The sequence below is a fragment of the Vibrio sp. 10N.222.54.E6 genome, from assembly GCF_041473955.1.
In the GTDB taxonomy this organism is placed as follows: Bacteria; Pseudomonadota; Gammaproteobacteria; order Enterobacterales; family Vibrionaceae; genus Vibrio; species Vibrio tasmaniensis_A.
In genome coordinates this window covers 16033-32412 of the sequence record NZ_JBFRTD010000009.1, presented here as the reverse complement: position 1 = coordinate 32412, position 16380 = coordinate 16033, and the positions used below count along the sequence as shown (strand labels likewise).

Below are 16380 nucleotides of genomic sequence, written 5' to 3'. Positions count from 1 at the left end.
TTACATTCCGCAGCCTTATTTTTGAGTTGATAGATAGAGCAGTAAATGAAAAAGCAGCGTGCCTTTCTAAAATGGGCTGGTGGTAAATATGGCCTAGTTGAAGACATCCAACGTCACCTGCCACCTGCTCGTAAATTGGTAGAACCGTTTGTCGGTGCCGGATCAGTATTTCTGAATACTGATTTTGAACAGTACCTACTTGCAGATATTAATCCTGATCTTATCAACCTATACAATCTACTTAAAACCGATCCTGAAACCTATATCACTGAAGCGAAGCGTTGGTTCTGTCCGGAGAATAACCGTAGAGAAGTGTTCTTAGATGTTCGCGCTGAGTTCAATGGTACAGATAACGTTATGTATCGCTCGTTAGCTTTCTTGTACATGAACCGATTTGGCTTCAATGGCTTGTGTCGTTACAACAAGAAGGGCGGTTTTAACGTTCCGTTTGGTTCTTATAAAAAACCTTATTTCCCTGAAGCCGAGCTAGAGTTTTTTGCTGAGAAAGCGAAAAAAGCCACCTTCGTCTGTGAGGGATACCATGAAACCTTTAGCCGCGCGCGCAAAGGTTGCGTGGTTTACTGTGATCCTCCATACGCACCGCTGTCGAACACGGCTAACTTTACCTCTTACGCAGGTAATGGTTTTAGCTTAGATGACCAAGCTGCACTGGCGGATGTCGCTGAAAAAGCGGCGATGGAACGCGATATTCCTGTCTTGATTTCAAACCATGACACCACCTTAACGCGCCGTTTATACCATGGTGCGGAACTGAACGTGGTCAAGGTGAAACGCACCATTAGCCGGAATGGCGCAGGGCGCAATAAAGTTGATGAGTTACTGGCGCTTTTCCATAAAGAGAAAAACCAGCAACACGCTTCAACAGAATTGCCGTCGTCAGCATAATCCTCGAACTCATTAAATTGAGTGACCCACGGGTACTTTCTTAAACTAATCTTTCGAACTGCTAGGATCTGCTTAGGTGCTTAGGTAGAATTGCACACCAAATAGTCTTGGGATTGAGTCTTGTACTTGTGTATGAGAGGTCACAAGGCGGTGATATTCGCAATTTACTCACTCTTAAGAGGTTTGGTATGAAAGATTTTCTAATCGCTCCATCGATTTTGTCTGCAGATTTTGCTCGTCTTGGTGAAGACGTCGAAAAAGTACTCGCAGCCGGTGCCGACGTTGTGCACTTCGATGTGATGGATAACCACTACGTACCTAACCTGACTTTTGGTGCACCGATCTGTAAAGCATTGCGCGACTACGGCATCACAGCTCCTATCGATGTTCATCTAATGGTTAAGCCAGTAGACAGCATCGTACCTGAGTTTGCCAAAGCTGGCGCATCAATGATTACCTTCCACGTTGAAGCGTCTGAGCACGTTGATCGCACTCTACAGTTAATCAAAGAACACGGCTGTAAAGCGGGTGTCGTACTTAACCCAGCAACGCCACTTTCTTGCCTTGATTACATCCTAGACAAAGTCGACATGATTCTACTGATGTCAGTGAACCCTGGCTTTGGCGGTCAATCTTTCATTCCTCATACTCTTGATAAGCTGCGCGCTGTTCGTAAACTTATTGACGAATCTGGCCGTGATATCCGCCTTGAGATTGATGGCGGCGTGAAGGTTGATAACATCCGTGAAATTGCAGAAGCGGGTGCAGATATGTTCGTTGCGGGTTCCGCTATCTTCAATCAACCAGATTACAAAGAAGTGATTGATGAGATGCGTTCAGAGCTTGCAAAAGTAAACGCATAATCGTAAAACTACAGATAGATTGAATATTAAGGGGCTCATTGGCCCCTTTTTTACGTCTTGGAGCTCAACTCATAAGACGAACATAATAAATAGGAAAGTAAGATGTCATTAAGCTCAATAAAACTGATTGCCTTTGATTTGGATGGAACCTTGTTAGATAGCGTGCCTGATTTGGCTGTTGCCGCTGATCAGGCTTGTCAGGAACTGGGTTTTTCTTCTGTAAGCGAAGAGCAAGTTCGCGACTACGTGGGTAATGGTGCTGACGTTCTTATCGGGCGCTCACTGAGCCGCAACTTGACGGTTGATCCAAACCTAGAGCCTGAACTGCTAAAGAAAGCGCGTATCTTGTTTGATGATTTTTACGAGCAGAGTGGCCATAAGCTGAGCCACCTTTACCCATCAGTAAAAGAAACGTTAGCTGAGTTGGATAAAGCGGGCTTCACCATGGCGCTTGTAACAAACAAGCCATCGAAATTTGTACCAGCCGTTCTGGCGCAACACGATATTGATAAGTACTTTGTTGATGTGTTGGGTGGCGACTCTTTCCCAGAGAAAAAGCCGAATCCAGTGGCGTTGAACTGGTTGCTAGAAAAGCACAATGTAAAAGCTGAAGAGATGCTGATGGTTGGCGATTCAAGCAATGACATCAAAGCGGCTAAGAATGCTGGCTGTCACTCGTTTGGTCTGACATACGGCTACAACCACGGTGAGTCGATTTCAGTATCAAACCCTGACTATGTCGCAGACAATATTGCGCAATTACTAGATGTCGTTCTAGTTTCAGCATAAAGCGGATAAAAGTTAGCTAACCTACTAGCAAAATACTTATCAATGAGTACACTGGATGAGCCGTGCAGAAGAGCTGTACGGCTTTCTATTTTAAAGTTAAGAAGCTAAGTTTTTCAGATACTAGGTTAAGAAACTAAGTTAACGAGCTTAGCTAACAAGCAAAGGAATTAAAACCATGAGCAAGCCCATCGTATTGAGTGGTGTTCAACCATCTGGTGAACTAAGTATCGGTAACTACTTGGGTGCTCTACGTCAATGGCAACAGATGCAAGATGATTACGATTGCCAATACTGTGTTGTAGACCTTCATGCAATTACGGTTCGCCAAGATCCGAAAGCACTGCACGAAGCGACTCTAGACGCATTAGCAATCTGTCTTGCTGTCGGTGTTGATCCAAAGAAGAGCACGCTATTTGTTCAGTCACACGTACCAGAGCATGCTCAACTTGGTTGGCTTCTTAACTGTTACACGCAAATGGGTGAACTGAGCCGTATGACTCAGTTTAAAGATAAGTCTGCACGTCACTCAAACGACGTAAACGTAGGCCTATACGACTACCCAGTGTTGATGGCTGCAGACATCCTGCTTTACGGTGCTCACCAAGTGCCAGTAGGTAGCGACCAGAAACAACACTTAGAGCTAGCGCGTGATATCGCAACTCGCTTTAACAACATTTACGGTCCTGAAACGCCAATCTTCCAAGTACCAGAACCTTACATTCCAACAGTGAATGCACGTGTAATGAGCCTGCAAGATGCGACGAAGAAGATGTCTAAGTCGGATGACAACCGTAAGAACGTGATTACTCTGCTAGAAGAGCCTAAGTCGATCATCAAGAAGATCAACAAAGCGCAAACCGATGCAGAAACGCCACCACGTATTGCTCACGATTGGGAAAACAAAGCAGGTATCTCTAACCTAATGGGTCTTTACTCTGCGGCGACGGGTAAAACGTTTGAAGAGATCGAAGCGCAGTACCAAGGCGTTGAAATGTACGGTCCATTTAAGAAAGATGTAGGCGCAGCATTGGCTGAGATGCTTGAGCCGATTCAATCTGAATACCACCGTATCCGTGCTGACCGTGCTTACATGGACGCAGTAATGAAAGCGGGTGCCGAAAAAGCCTCTGAGCGTGCTGCAGTAACACTGAAAAAAGCATACGAAGCGGTAGGTTTTGTTACTCGCCCATAGGGTTTACTAAAACGACTCGTTTAGAAATTCAAGCCCAAAGTGACTTTGTTTACTTTGGGCTTTTTATTGCCCGCTCCATTTACCTTCCCAGTAAATCTCTTGTTTGAATTGATAATTTAAGCATTATCTAGCTAACACATTCATCATGCTAATGCTGTGCAGGTGATCTTATTTGGTATCCTCAAGCTTTATAAAGTCACTCTCGTTTCTATATATGTTGGAAATATATAACGTGCCAAACAATTGATGATTCCAAAGTGATAAGTTCCTCATTTTCTTGCCAACTGACTTATTCCTTTCATAAATAAACCTGATAGTTACCACAAAATACATGACTGTCCATAGATGGCAGTGACTATAAATCAATGAACTCAGGTGAAACGGATGGCTCTTTTACACAAACCTTCATTGCTAGCAGTGGCAATTGGTAGCTTGTTAACCACAAGCGCACACGCTGATTTGTTTATTTCACAATATGTGGAAGGCGGCAGCTACAACAAAGCGGTTGAGATCGCCAATAACGGCGATAGCAGCATTAACTTAGATGGTTACTCACTGGCGAAGTCTGCCAATGGCAATGGATCATGGGGCGCCACTTTACCTTTAGATGGCCACGTTTTAGCGCCCGGTGAAGTACTCGTGGTCGCACATTCTAGTGCGAGTGATGAGATTAAAGCTCAAGCTGACATCATTAATGCCTCTATCGCCAATCATAACGGTGACGACCCGCTGGCTATTTTGAATTCAGATGGTTCGGTACATGATGTTGTTGGTTTGATGGGCGATGTGGACTGGGGCAAAGATGTTACTTTGGTTCGTGCGACACAAACACCTTCTGCGACGTTTGATGCTTCACAATGGGTATCGCTACCAAAAGACAGTATTGAAGGCCTAGGTTCACTAGACAGTGTTGAACTGCCAGAAGCGTTTACTTGTACACAAGATGGCTCTGACCCAGTATTCACCACCATTCAAGAAATCCAAGGTGAGGGCGCTACATCGCCATTCATCGATGGCTATCCATACATCACTGACGATGAATACTTCGTCAAAGGTGTGGTAAGTGCAGTCACTACTGGCCTAACCAAAGGCTTCTATCTGCAAGCACTTGAGGATGACTTCAATTCAAGTACCTCTGAAGGTCTATTTATTCACACTAACCAGTCAAGCTCAGATTTAACTGCGGGCGATGTGGTGTGTGTGAAAGGTAAGGTTCAAGAATACTACAGCCACACTCAGCTTAAAGTTGAAAACAACCAATGGCTAAAGCAGGGCGAACAACAAGCACCACAAGCGACAGCGATTGAAGTGTTAGACAGTGACGAGAACTTCGCTGCAACGCTTGAACGCTACGAAGGCATGTTGGTGAAAACAACCGAAGCACTTGATATGCGTGTGACGCGTACCTTTGGTTATGACTACGCAGGTCGTCGTAACAACATGGTACTGGCGCATGAGCGTATTAACATGCAGCCAAATCAGCTTTTCGCCGCGGGTTCTGACGAAGCGAAGCAGCAAACTGAAGACAACGCAGACCGTCGTCTTTTCGTTGAAACCGATCAAAAAGCGGCTGATGGACAAGTCCCTTTTTATCCAGATTTTGGCCGCACTGATATCGACCAAGACGGTTCAACAGAAGATTACATCCGCATTGATGACACCATTGTTGGCCTAGAAGGCGTGCTGACCTACAGCTACGGTGAGTATCGTTTAATTACGACCAACCAGATCTCGGCTGAAAACTTCTTACGTAACGATCCGCGTACCGACAAACCAGATATGGATGAAGGTGATTTACGTATCGCGACCTTCAACGTATTGAACTACTTTAACTCTCCATTTGGTGGCGACGCGAATCAGCACGGCAACAACCGTGGCGCGAACACCATCACTGAGTTTGAGATGCAGCAAGAGAAGATTGTGAACGCGATTCTTCGCTTAGATGCAGACATCATTGGTTTGATGGAAATTGAGAACAACGGCTTTGGTGAAGGCTCTGCTATTCAGCAACTTGTAAACCAACTGAATGATCGCATTGAGCGTAAGAAAGACCGTTATACCTTTGTGGCTGTCGACTCGAACGAAGATGGCGTAACCGACGAGATGGACTCGATTGGTACTGACGTTATCACAACGGGTGTTATCTACCGCAAGAAGGTAGTGAAGCTTAAAGACAGCCGTGTTATCGCGATGCCAAGCCAACAAGCACCAGAAGTGTTAGACGATTCAGGCAAGGTGATTGAAGACGGTAAGAACTATCAACGTGACTCATTGGCGCCAACTTTTAAAGTGAAAGGCACCAAAGAGAAACTGACCGTTGCGATTAATCACTTTAAATCGAAAGGTTCTAAGTGTTGGGAAGATGCAGCCCCTGTCGAACAGGGCGGCCAAGGTGGTGTTGACGCCGATAAGCAAGGCTCATGTGAGAACTTCCGTGTGGCTGCTGCGGTTGCACTGGGTGAAGCGCTAGATGGCATCAAAGGCCATAAAGTGATTCTGGGTGATATGAACTCGTACGGCATGGAAGACCCAATGCTGGTACTGACGGATTACTCTGAAGAGAAATACGGTAAGCAAATCAAAGCGGCGCGTAACACCTACATTGACGGTGTCGAGCAGTTTGGCGATAACGGTGCGGTGATTACTAAGAACTACGGCTACATTAATGCTGTGGCTCAAAAGCACCCAGACAGCTGGAGCTACTCATACAATGATGAGGTTGGCGCTTTGGATCACCTGTTGATCAGCGACAGCCTGAAAGACATGGTGGTGGATGCGACTGACTGGCACATCAACGGCGGTGAATCGAAGTTGCTTGATTACAACGAAGAGTTCAAAGGTGATCTGCCGAAGTACCAAGATCACTTCCGTTCATCGGATCATGATCCGGCAGTTCTTGAGCTTAAAGTCGGTGGTTCATTCGGCTTAGGTGCATTGATGTCATTGTTTGGCTTAGCAATGTGGCGTCGTCGCAAGTAGTGACATCGTTAACTGCGCAAGCCAGTTGATACAGGTAACTGAAAGTTATCTGTAAACAATTAAGGTCAACTTAGGTTGGCCTTAATTATTGGCGAAATGCAGTTTCCACTTGCCTTTCGCCATGGGTATTGCACAATACCGCCCCTATATCTCCCAATCATTTAGTATTTAGCAAACGATTTCGACCCATGTTACTTATCATCGATAACTACGACTCTTTTACCTATAACTTGTATCAGTATTTCTGTGAGTTAGGGGTCACTGTGAAAGTTGTTCGCAACGATGAGATTGATATCGCAGGTATCGAAGCGCTGAATCCTAGCCATCTTGTTATCTCGCCGGGCCCGTGTACGCCCGATGATGCGGGAATCTCTCTGCAAGTCATTGAACACTTCGTGGGTAAGTTGCCTATCTTAGGTGTGTGCCTTGGTCATCAAGCCATTGCTCAAGTCTTTGGTGGTGAAGTCGTGCGAGCCAGACAAGTGATGCACGGTAAAACCTCTCCCATCCGCCACAATGGCAAGAGTGTTTTTCAGGGGTTGAATAACCCTCTAACCGTGACACGTTACCATTCTCTAGTGGTGAAAAATGGCACGCTGCCTGACTGCTTTGAATTGACCTCTTGGACGGAATTTGAAGATGGCAGCATGGATGAGATCATGGGTTATCAACACAAAACCTTGCCGATTGATGCCGTACAATTTCACCCTGAGTCGATTAAAACAGAGCAGGGACACCAACTTCTCGCTAACTTCTTAGCGCGTTGAGTGTTTAAATTTGCCCCTTTCTCCGCCTAAATAAGCCAGTTAAACCTGTCAGCCAATTTGTTAAGCGTTTAAATTCGGGCTCTACGAGTCTCTTACTCCTCTGACGCCGATCACTTTTTATAACATTTCTCTCTCGCTTCGCTAAGTTTTTAGCCTATGCAAAATTATTCGCGTTATTTCCTCTCGAACCCTATATACCGCTGTGCCAGTAAGGCTTTGCTATTACTAGTCATACGTTTAGGTAAAAAAAGCTTCATAAAACAGATTAATTGATGCATAAATAGTCATAGGTAGTGACGTTTAGCTGGTTGTGAGGGATGGCTAAAGAATAATCTACTATTGAAAAGGTTAATTAAATGTAAATATAATGCTGCAGCGGGATTATGGCGAGACAAAATATCTTTGTCTCACTTATGAACCATTACGCTTATTTGCGAAGCTTGCGGTATCGAGAAGGAATGTACGATGACAGTGGAAAATAAAGTAGAACGTAGTCTGTTTAATGAGGTGATGGTGCCTTGTTATAACCCAATGGAAATGATCCCAGTAAAAGGGGAAGGCGCACGCGTTTGGGACCAACAAGGCCGAGAGTATATCGACTTTGCTGGTGGTATCGCTGTGAGCTGTTTGGGTCACTGTCACCCGGCAATGGTTAACGCAGTTACTGAGCAAGCAAACAAGATTTGGCACCTAAGTAACGTGATGACCAACGAACCTGCGCTGCGTCTAGCGAAAAAGCTAACCGACGTATGTTTTGCAGAAAAAGTATTCTTTGCCAACTCTGGCGCAGAAGCGAATGAAGCAGCATTGAAGCTAGCTCGTCGTTGGGCAGCGGATGTTCACGGTCCTGAGAAATCTGAAATTATTGCATTCAAACAAGGTTTCCACGGTCGTACTTTCTTTACCGTAACGGTGGGTGGTCAAGAGGCTTACTCTGATGGCTTCGGTCCTAAACCGGGCGATGTAACTCACCTGCCTTACAACGATATTGCAGCGCTAGAAGCGCACATCTCTGATCGTACTTGTGCAATCATGATGGAACCTCTGCAAGGCGAGGGCGGTATCATCTCTCCAACATCTGAGTTCGTGAACACGGTTCGTGAACTGTGTGACAAACACAATGCGCTGCTTATCTTTGATGAAGTGCAAACAGGTAATGGCCGTACAGGTAACTTTTACGCTTACCAAGGCCTAGGTGTGACACCTGATATCCTAAGCACAGCGAAATCACTAGGTGGTGGTTTCCCAATTGGCGCAATGCTAACAACGTCTGAACTTGCGACACACCTAAAAGTGGGTACGCACGGTTCTACTTACGGTGGTAACCCACTGGCGTGTGCTGTTGCTGAAGCCGTTGTTGACGTAGTAAGCCAACCTGAAACGTTGGCTGGCGTGAAAGAACGCGAAGCACTATTCCGTGATGGTTTAGCTAAGATTAACGACAAATACCAAATATTCAGTGAAGTTCGCGGTAAAGGCCTATTGCTAGGCGCTGCGCTTAATGAAGCATGGCAAGGTCGTGCTCGTGATGTACTAGTAGCAGCAGGCGAACAAGGCTTGATGGTACTGGTTGCGGGTGCAAACGTAGTTCGTTTTACTCCATCACTGGTTATCACAACACAAGAAATTGAAGAAGGTTTATCAAAACTAGACAAAGCAATCGCTACGCTAGTTTAGCCTGAGCGGCGTCATAGGAATGATCGCCATTAGAGCGATCCCATGACGTACTGCTAAAGGCCCAAGCTTCTGGTTTTGGGCCTGTTTTGCATCTGGAGGGAATATTGATGCTAGTTGTTCGCCCAATAAAATTATCTGATTACGATGCGCTGCATACCTGCGCGGTTGAATCTGGTCACGGATTCACATCTCTTCCGGTTAACGAAGAACTGTTAACTAACCGAATTACTCACTCTGAATACAGCTTTGCTAAACAAGACGTGACTGAACCCGGTGATGAAGGCTACCTAATGGTTGGCTTCGACACTGAAACAGGAGAAGTTGCAGGCACGACAGGCATCGAAGCCTCAATTGGCTGGGATGTTCCGTTTTACTCTTACCACATCAGCAAAGTGGTTCACTCATCGCAAAAGCTTGGCGTGAATAACGTCGTTAAGCTGCTGACTTTCGGCAATAACTACACCGGATGCAGTGAGATCTGCACACTGTTCTTGCGTCCAGCTTTCCGTGGTGGATTGAATGGTCGTTTGATGTCGAAGTGTCGCTTCCTGATCATGTCAGAGCACCCAGAGCGTTTCTCGAAAACGATTTTTGCTGAGATGCGTGGTGTATCGGATGCGGAAGGTAACTCACCTTTCTGGCAATGGCTGCAAGAGCACTTCTTCTCAATTGATTTCACGCTTGCTGATTACCTCACTGGTATCGGTAAGAAAGGCTTCATTGCTGACCTAATGCCGAAGCTGCCTATCTACGTGAACCTACTGAGCAAAGAGGCTCAGGCGGTGATTGGAGAGGTACATGATAATACACGCCCAGCACTTAAGTTGTTGGAACGTGAAGGTTTCACTAACCGTGGTTATGTCGACATCTTTGATGCAGGCCCAACGGTTGAGTGTGATTTAAGAAACATTGAATCAGTGCGTCATGCGATTCGAGCTCAGGTTCAAATTGCAGAGCACTCCAGCTCTAAAGACTTCCTAATTGGTAATACCTCATTTGAGAACTTCCGCGCAGTAGCCGCGAAAGGCGCGTATGACCAAGCAAGCGACACAGTGATTTTATCATCTGAAGTAGCAAGCGCTCTTGAAGTAAAAGAAGGCGAATTCGTTCGTATGTTGGCTCAATAAGAGCGGCGATTATCTGTCGAAGATTTTAAGGATAGAAGTATGACTCAGTGGATAGCAGGACAGTGGGTGGCAGGTCAAGGCGACGCCATGACATCAGTAAGCCCATACAACAATGAAGTCGTGTGGCAAGGCGATAGTGCAACACCAGCGCAGGTTGAATCTGCAGTAGCAGCGGCTCGTGATGCGTTCTTAGTTTGGAAGAAACTGAGCTTTGCAGAGCGTGAAGCGATCGTGTTGAACTTTGCTGAGAAGGTAAAAGAGAACAGCGAAGAGATTGCACAGATTATTGCAAAAGAGACGGGTAAGCCGATTTGGGAAACTCGCACTGAAGCGGGCGCAATGGCGGGTAAAATCGCTATCTCTATTCGTGCGTACCACGAACGTACTGGTGAAGCTTCGCGTGAAGCGGCAGGTAACCAAATCGTACTGCGTCATCGTCCATTAGGCGTTATGGCGGTATTTGGCCCTTACAACTTCCCAGGTCACCTACCTAATGGTCATATTGTTCCAGCACTGCTATCGGGTAATACCGTGGTATTTAAGCCGTCAGAGCAGACACCTTGGACAGGTGAGTTTGCGATGAAGCTATGGCAAGAAGCAGGCCTTCCTGCTGGCGTGATCAACCTAGTGCAAGGCGCTAAAGAGACAGGTATCGCACTGGCTGATGCTAAAGGTCTTGATGGCGTGCTATTCACGGGTAGTGCTAATACCGGTCATATCCTTCACCGTCAATTCGCGGGTCAACCGGGCAAGATGCTGGCGCTAGAGATGGGTGGCAACAACCCGATGGTGATCAGTGACCAATTTGGTGATGCTGACGCGACGGTTTATACCATTATCCAATCGGCTTTCATCAGTGCGGGTCAACGTTGTACATGTGCGCGTCGTTTGTATGTTCCTGTTGGCGAGAAGGGTGAACAACTGCTCGATAAGCTCGTTGCGGCTACCTTGAAGATTCGTGTTGATCAGCCGTTCGCAGAACCAGCACCCTTCATGGGCCCACAAATCTCTGAAGCGGCAGCTAAGTTCATTTTGGACGCGCAAGCTAATCTGCAATCGTTAGGTGGTGTAAGCCTAGTCGAAGCAAAAGCGGGCGAAGCGGCGTTTGTTTCTCCGGGTATTATCGATGCAACCAACATTGCTGAGTTGCCAGATGAAGAGTACTTCGGCCCATTACTGCAAGTGGTTCGCTACCAATCGCTAGAGCAAGCCGTTGAACTGGCTAATGACACGCGCTTTGGTTTGTCTGCAGGCCTAGTTTCAACCGACGATTCCGAATGGGAATACTTCGTTGACCATATCCGTGCGGGTATTGTTAACCGTAATCGCCAGCTAACAGGTGCAAGTGGTGATGCACCATTTGGTGGCCCGGGTGCTTCAGGCAACCTACGCCCAAGTGCTTACTATGCGGCTGACTACTGTGCTTACCCAATGGCGTCAATGGAAGGTGGTGAAACTCAACTGCCAACTACGTTTAGCCCAGGTATTGAGCTGTAGTTTTGGTTCTTAAGCTTTAACTTGATGAATCATAAGCTTATGAGCTCTAGGTTCATGAGTAACAGATTCATTGATTGATTGTGTAATAAGGAAGCGGTGTTATCGCTTCCTATTTTCACCCACGTCCGACACCTAGATTGGGCGGTAGATAATAATAGAACAAGTATGTCACAGGCTGATGGCTGCTGACTCTATGTCCAGCCTCTCCCTTTCTAATCCAAATTACTAGCTTGCTAGAACCTCTGACAAGGAGTCACCATGACGCCCGATCTACTCTTTAAATCACTATGGAATGATTACATTCACAGGCTTTGCCCATCGGCTGAGAAAGTACACCATTTGCTGAAAGAAGATGAAGCTCTGATTAATGATCACATTGCACTGCGTACTTTCAATGTTGCACCGCTAGGTATTGAAACATTGGCTAAACCTTTCCTTGAGTTAGGTTACAAGGCGTGTGGCGATTACTTATTTGAGAGCAAGAAGCTAGTGGCTAAGCACTACGAGCACCCAGATCCAAACCAACCAAAAGTGTTCATTAGTGAGTTGAAGGTCGAAGAGTGTTCAAGTGACCTGCAACAGATCGTTGCTAAGTTGGTTGAGCAAGTGGATGCTAGCAAACTGCAAGGTCATGAATTCTTGTTTGGTGGTCGTCTTTGGGATTTGAGCTTCGCAGATTTCCAAGTGCTAGCAAAAGAGAGTGAGTACGCTTCTTGGCTAGCCGCTCATGGTTACGGTGCAAACCACTTTACGGTGAGTGTGAACCAGTTAAATAAGTTCGATGAAGTGCAGGCCGTGAATGACTATCTGAATGAGTCGGGATTCACTATCAATGTATCTGGCGGTGAGGTGAAAGGCTCTCCAGTGGTCTTATTAGAGCAATCATCAACAATGGCAGACAAAGTCCCAGTTTCATTTGTTGAACGCAATGAGATGATTCCTGGCGGCTTCTATGAGTTCGCTAAGCGTTATGCGATGGCTAATGGTGAGCTTTATACCGGATTTGTCGCGGCATCAGCTGACAAGATCTTTGAAAGCACCAACGGTTAAAGAAAAATACGAGCATGGGCTTTGCCCTAGAGGTGCGGGTACGCTTCGCTTCGAGATACTTTAGAATAGTGAAGTCCGATTTATAACTTTGCTTCCCGCATCTGTTCTCTAGATATTTAGAAAACAAAAAAGCCACCAAATTCGCATTTGGTGGCTTTCAAATTTTTGGCTCAGTTAATCGAGATTAACGAGTGCCGTATACCACGATGGTCTTACCGTGTGCAGAAATTAGGTTCTGCTCTTCTAGCATCTTCAAGATACGACCTACGGTCTCACGAGAACAACCAACAATCTGGCCAATCTCTTGACGAGTGATCTTGATTTGCATGCCGTCAGGGTGAGTCATTGCATCTGGCTGTTTTGCTAGGTTTAGTAGCGTTTGAGCGATACGACCTGTTACGTCAAGGAACGCTAAGTCACCAACCTTTTGGCTAGTTACTTGTAGACGGTTTGCCATTTGCGCTGAAAGACGCATTAGAATATCTGGGTTCACTTGGATAAGTTGACGGAATTTCTTGAAAGAAATCTCAGCCACTTCACAAGGAGATTTTGCACGAACCCATGCAGTACGCTCTTGGTCTTCTTCGAACAAGCCAAGCTCACCGATGAAGTCGCCTTGGTTTAGGTAAGAAAGAATCATTTCCTTACCTTCTTCGTCTTTGATAAGAACTGCCACAGAACCTTTAACGATGTAGTACAAGGTTTCTGCCTTTTCACCAGCATGAATCAAAGTACTTTTTGAAGGGTACTTATGAATATGACAGTGTGAAAGGAACCACTCTAATGTTGGATCGGTTTGGGGTTTACCTAGAACCATAATATCTTACTTCCTCTGCAGGGTATGCTTGCCGCTTTCCATATTTTAGCTAAGCCTGAATTGACCTAGCTAGGATAAGAGCACTCGTTGAGTGCTGCAAGCTATCTTGTGTTTCGTTTAAGAATAGTATCCTTTTTCAGGTACTATTTCTTGATTTTAATCGTGACCAAGCTACGATTTTTTACGCAAAATTGTGCACATGATCACGGTATGAAAAGTAATCAACCAGAATGTTGTTTTGTTAGCCTATTTTCCCGGTTTCTATAAGTTGTTGCAGGATCGGCCTTACAATGAGCTCCATAGCAAAACTCATCTTGCCTCCTGGCACCACAAGCGTGTTATGACGTGACATAAATGAGCCATCAATCATAGCCAACAGGTAAGGGAAATCGACGTTTTTGATGCCGCGCAAACGTATAACCACGAAGCTTTCGTCTAAACTTGGGATCCCTTTTGCATTCAGTGGATTTGATGTATCTACGGTAGGGACACGCTGAAAGTTGATATGAGTACGCGAAAACTGCGGGGTAATGTAGTTAAGGTAATCATCCATTGAGCGAACAATAGAATCCATCACCGCTTCGCGAGAGTGACCACGATCGCGTGTGTCACGAACGAATTTCTGGATCCACTCCAAGTTTACGATAGGTACCATGCCGATAAGCAGATCGACGTGTTGAGAAACATTGATGTCACCATCGACTACGCCACCGTGAAGACCTTCGTAGAACATCACATCCGAGTTTTCAGGGATCTCTTGCCATGGCGTAAAGGTGCCGGGCATTTGATTGTAAGGCACGGCTTCATCGAAGGTATGCAGATAGCTACGGACTTTTCCCGTGCCTTCATTGCCGTATTGACGGAAGAAATCTTCTAATGCACCAAAATCGTTAGCTTGTGGACCAAAGTAGCTGATGTGTTTACCTTGCTCGCGCGCCTTACGGATCTCGACATCCATCTCTGGTCGAGTGAAGCGATGGAAACTATCCCCTTCAACCCAAGCCGCCTTCACGTCCATCATATTGAACATTTTTCGGAAGGCTTCTGATGTAGTGGTGGTGCCGGCTCCAGATGAACCCGTCACCGCAATAATTGGATGTTTAGCGGACATGACAACCCTTGTCTTTTGAGTAACTTACTTGTTAGCAATCGTTTACCACTATAACACGGCTCCTTTATGAGCGCAGCTTAGAAGCGTTTTGTGACTTGAATATCAACGGTTTCATGCAGTTCAGAAAACACGATACTCACTTCTCCTGAGGCTAATTGATGTTTCACTTGGTCAATTTTGTTTTGCAGTGAAACTTCTACGTCACCATAGTCTGTACCTTCACGCAGTACGAATTCTTTGATGAGGTTTTGCAGTGTCTCTGGCGCAATGTCTTGCCACGGGATGATCATAAATACTTCTCTCTTTTATGTTCATGGATAGGTTTATTGTTGTAGAAATGAGTGAGCTTAGTAATATTTTTACTGCTATTTACTAAGACTCGTCATTATGCATTATGCCGAATCTTGTAGACTTTCATAGTAGGCGGGTAATGCTTCTTCTAACCAAAATCTTGGCTTGAGTGTGCTGCCGGTAATGAACCCCACATGACCGCCTTTTTGAAACAGTCGATAATCGATGTTATCAGGCAGAACGAACTTTGGAATCACATCATCGGTCATGAAAGGATCGTCCTTGGCATGAATGATCTGAGTTGGTAGTTTGATCTTCTTGAGTTTAGGCAGTGCGGAGCATTGTGCATAATAATCTTGGGCATTTTTGAACCCATGCAGAGGCGCCGTGATTTGTTCATCAAACTCATACAGTTTGGTGATCTTCTTAATGGTTTCCGCTGTGACCCCCAGCTTTTCCTGTAGCAGGTTAACTTTTTTCAAGGCGTTTGATTTTAGAGAGTTGAGTAGATACTTCTTATAGAGCTTGGAGAAGCCCTGCTCAATGCGACTAGAACAACAAGCCAAGTCAAATGGAGCTGATACTATGGTCGCCGCCGACAGCAATGGGTCGTCGGCATACTCAGCCAAATAATTCGCCAGCATGTTACCACCCAAAGAGATACCAACTGCAACTTTGGGGTTGCTGGGGAACTGCGCGTGCAGATGCCTTAGGAAAAAGCGCGCATCTTCGACTTCACCTGAATGGTATGCACGAGCCAAGCGATTTGGTTTTCCGCTGCAACCTCTAAAGTGCATCATCACTGATAGCCAACCATCTTTAGCAAATGCATTCATCAGCCCGTTGGCGTAAGGGCTCTCAAAGCTCCCTTCTAATCCGTGGAATAGAACGAATATTGGCTTGTTACTTTTATCATCATTGCTTGGCGTGTCACCGTCTGGCGATTCACTCCATGCAAGGTCTAGGAAATCGCCGTCGGGAGTTTCTAAGGTCTGCCATTGAGGAGCAAACAACGCCTGCTTTCTAATAAATCTTGGCACTAAGGTTTGTAAATGTGGATTCGATAGGCCAGCGGCAGCGGTAAATATTGTCATAAAAACAGTCCATGCTTCTTTTATGGGCTTTGATAAAGTGTTGAGCTTTTAGCGAAACGCCCACGTTTTTATTTGAGCTTGGTTGATTCTTAGCATAAGCGCAAGGGTTTCACTGATATGATCGACCAAAACAGGTGATGGGTAACTGGTTGAATAATATCAAGGTTGGGCGTATTAAAGACTCACCCCCAAATGTTTTTTAGTCAGCATGCGATCATGG

Annotated in this window: 14 protein-coding genes; 10 read left to right on the top strand and 4 right to left on the bottom strand. The window is 45.6% G+C overall.

Translation table 11 applies throughout. The features are described 5' to 3' along the window. The first annotated feature begins 45 nt into the window (after positions 1–45). The 10 genes from AB4513_RS04405 to AB4513_RS04360 all read left to right on the top strand — a co-directional run bounded on the left by AB4513_RS04405 (position 46) and on the right by AB4513_RS04360 (position 12847). Complete coding sequence (locus tag AB4513_RS04405; RefSeq protein WP_009848910.1) at positions 46–906, top strand: Dam family site-specific DNA-(adenine-N6)-methyltransferase; 861 nt, start codon at positions 46–48, stop codon at positions 904–906. A 188-nt stretch (positions 907–1094) separates the two neighbouring features. Continuing rightward, positions 1095–1769, top strand: coding sequence for a ribulose-phosphate 3-epimerase (gene rpe, locus AB4513_RS04400; protein ID WP_009848911.1), 675 nt, complete (start codon positions 1095–1097; stop codon positions 1767–1769). Between the two features lie 102 nt (positions 1770–1871). Then, the gene (locus AB4513_RS04395) at positions 1872–2558 is read left to right on the top strand and encodes a phosphoglycolate phosphatase (protein ID WP_009848912.1); all 687 of its coding nucleotides are present in this window, start codon (positions 1872–1874) and stop codon (positions 2556–2558) included. A 175-nt stretch (positions 2559–2733) separates the two neighbouring features. Continuing rightward, the gene (gene trpS, locus AB4513_RS04390) at positions 2734–3750 is read left to right on the top strand and encodes a tryptophan--tRNA ligase (RefSeq protein WP_009848913.1); all 1017 of its coding nucleotides are present in this window, start codon (positions 2734–2736) and stop codon (positions 3748–3750) included. A gap of 384 nt (positions 3751–4134) precedes the next feature. Continuing rightward, positions 4135–6729 carry an ExeM/NucH family extracellular endonuclease gene (locus AB4513_RS04385; protein WP_102258059.1) on the top strand — a complete coding sequence of 865 codons (2595 nt, stop codon included), beginning with the start codon at positions 4135–4137 and terminating at the stop codon, positions 6727–6729. Positions 6730–6917: 188 nt separating this feature from the next. Next, positions 6918–7496 carry an aminodeoxychorismate/anthranilate synthase component II gene (locus AB4513_RS04380; protein ID WP_009848915.1) on the top strand — a complete coding sequence of 193 codons (579 nt, stop codon included), beginning with the start codon at positions 6918–6920 and terminating at the stop codon, positions 7494–7496. Between the two features lie 465 nt (positions 7497–7961). Then, on the top strand, positions 7962–9173 hold the full coding sequence (locus AB4513_RS04375) for an aspartate aminotransferase family protein (protein WP_009848916.1): 1212 nt from the start codon (positions 7962–7964) through the stop codon (positions 9171–9173). A gap of 107 nt (positions 9174–9280) precedes the next feature. Next, the gene (gene astA / locus AB4513_RS04370; RefSeq protein ID WP_009848917.1) at positions 9281–10300 is read left to right on the top strand and encodes an arginine N-succinyltransferase; all 1020 of its coding nucleotides are present in this window, start codon (positions 9281–9283) and stop codon (positions 10298–10300) included. A gap of 39 nt (positions 10301–10339) precedes the next feature. Beyond that, positions 10340–11797, top strand: a complete 1458-nt coding sequence (gene astD / locus AB4513_RS04365) for a succinylglutamate-semialdehyde dehydrogenase (protein WP_102258058.1) — start codon at positions 10340–10342, stop codon at positions 11795–11797. A 258-nt stretch (positions 11798–12055) separates the two neighbouring features. Further along, on the top strand, positions 12056–12847 hold the full coding sequence (locus AB4513_RS04360; protein WP_009848919.1) for a DUF1338 domain-containing protein: 792 nt from the start codon (positions 12056–12058) through the stop codon (positions 12845–12847). Positions 12848–13031: 184 nt separating this feature from the next. Here the strand turns inward: AB4513_RS04360 and crp are convergent, their stop codons facing one another. The 4 genes from crp to AB4513_RS04340 form a co-directional block, all read right to left on the bottom strand. Then, on the bottom strand, positions 13032–13664 hold the full coding sequence (gene crp / locus AB4513_RS04355) for a cAMP-activated global transcriptional regulator CRP (protein ID WP_004729651.1): 633 nt from the start codon (positions 13662–13664) through the stop codon (positions 13032–13034). A gap of 241 nt (positions 13665–13905) precedes the next feature. Beyond that, positions 13906–14775 carry a phosphoribulokinase gene (locus AB4513_RS04350; protein WP_012604929.1) on the bottom strand — a complete coding sequence of 290 codons (870 nt, stop codon included), beginning with the start codon at positions 14773–14775 and terminating at the stop codon, positions 13906–13908. A 77-nt stretch (positions 14776–14852) separates the two neighbouring features. After that, positions 14853–15065 (bottom strand): YheU family protein, encoded by a 213-nt coding sequence (locus tag AB4513_RS04345; protein WP_009848921.1) that lies wholly within the window; start codon positions 15063–15065, stop codon positions 14853–14855. Positions 15066–15167: 102 nt separating this feature from the next. Beyond that, positions 15168–16160: a hydrolase gene (locus AB4513_RS04340; protein WP_009848922.1), complete on the bottom strand. Its 993-nt coding sequence runs from the start codon at positions 16158–16160 to the stop codon at positions 15168–15170. Positions 16161–16380: the final 220 nt, after the last annotated feature.

Coding starts and splice junctions, on each gene's coding strand:
- AB4513_RS04405 (WP_009848910.1), top strand. CDS start 46: ATGAAAAAGCAGCGTGCCTTTCTAAAATGGGCTGGTGGTAAATATGGC.
- rpe (WP_009848911.1), top strand. CDS start 1,095: ATGAAAGATTTTCTAATCGCTCCATCGATTTTGTCTGCAGATTTTGCT.
- AB4513_RS04395 (WP_009848912.1), top strand. CDS start 1,872: ATGTCATTAAGCTCAATAAAACTGATTGCCTTTGATTTGGATGGAACC.
- trpS (WP_009848913.1), top strand. CDS start 2,734: ATGAGCAAGCCCATCGTATTGAGTGGTGTTCAACCATCTGGTGAACTA.
- AB4513_RS04385 (WP_102258059.1), top strand. CDS start 4,135: ATGGCTCTTTTACACAAACCTTCATTGCTAGCAGTGGCAATTGGTAGC.
- AB4513_RS04380 (WP_009848915.1), top strand. CDS start 6,918: ATGTTACTTATCATCGATAACTACGACTCTTTTACCTATAACTTGTAT.
- AB4513_RS04375 (WP_009848916.1), top strand. CDS start 7,962: ATGACAGTGGAAAATAAAGTAGAACGTAGTCTGTTTAATGAGGTGATG.
- astA (WP_009848917.1), top strand. CDS start 9,281: ATGCTAGTTGTTCGCCCAATAAAATTATCTGATTACGATGCGCTGCAT.
- astD (WP_102258058.1), top strand. CDS start 10,340: ATGACTCAGTGGATAGCAGGACAGTGGGTGGCAGGTCAAGGCGACGCC.
- AB4513_RS04360 (WP_009848919.1), top strand. CDS start 12,056: ATGACGCCCGATCTACTCTTTAAATCACTATGGAATGATTACATTCAC.
- crp (WP_004729651.1), bottom strand. CDS start 13,664: ATGGTTCTAGGTAAACCCCAAACCGATCCAACATTAGAGTGGTTCCTT.
- AB4513_RS04350 (WP_012604929.1), bottom strand. CDS start 14,775: ATGTCCGCTAAACATCCAATTATTGCGGTGACGGGTTCATCTGGAGCC.
- AB4513_RS04345 (WP_009848921.1), bottom strand. CDS start 15,065: ATGATCATCCCGTGGCAAGACATTGCGCCAGAGACACTGCAAAACCTC.
- AB4513_RS04340 (WP_009848922.1), bottom strand. CDS start 16,160: ATGACAATATTTACCGCTGCCGCTGGCCTATCGAATCCACATTTACAA.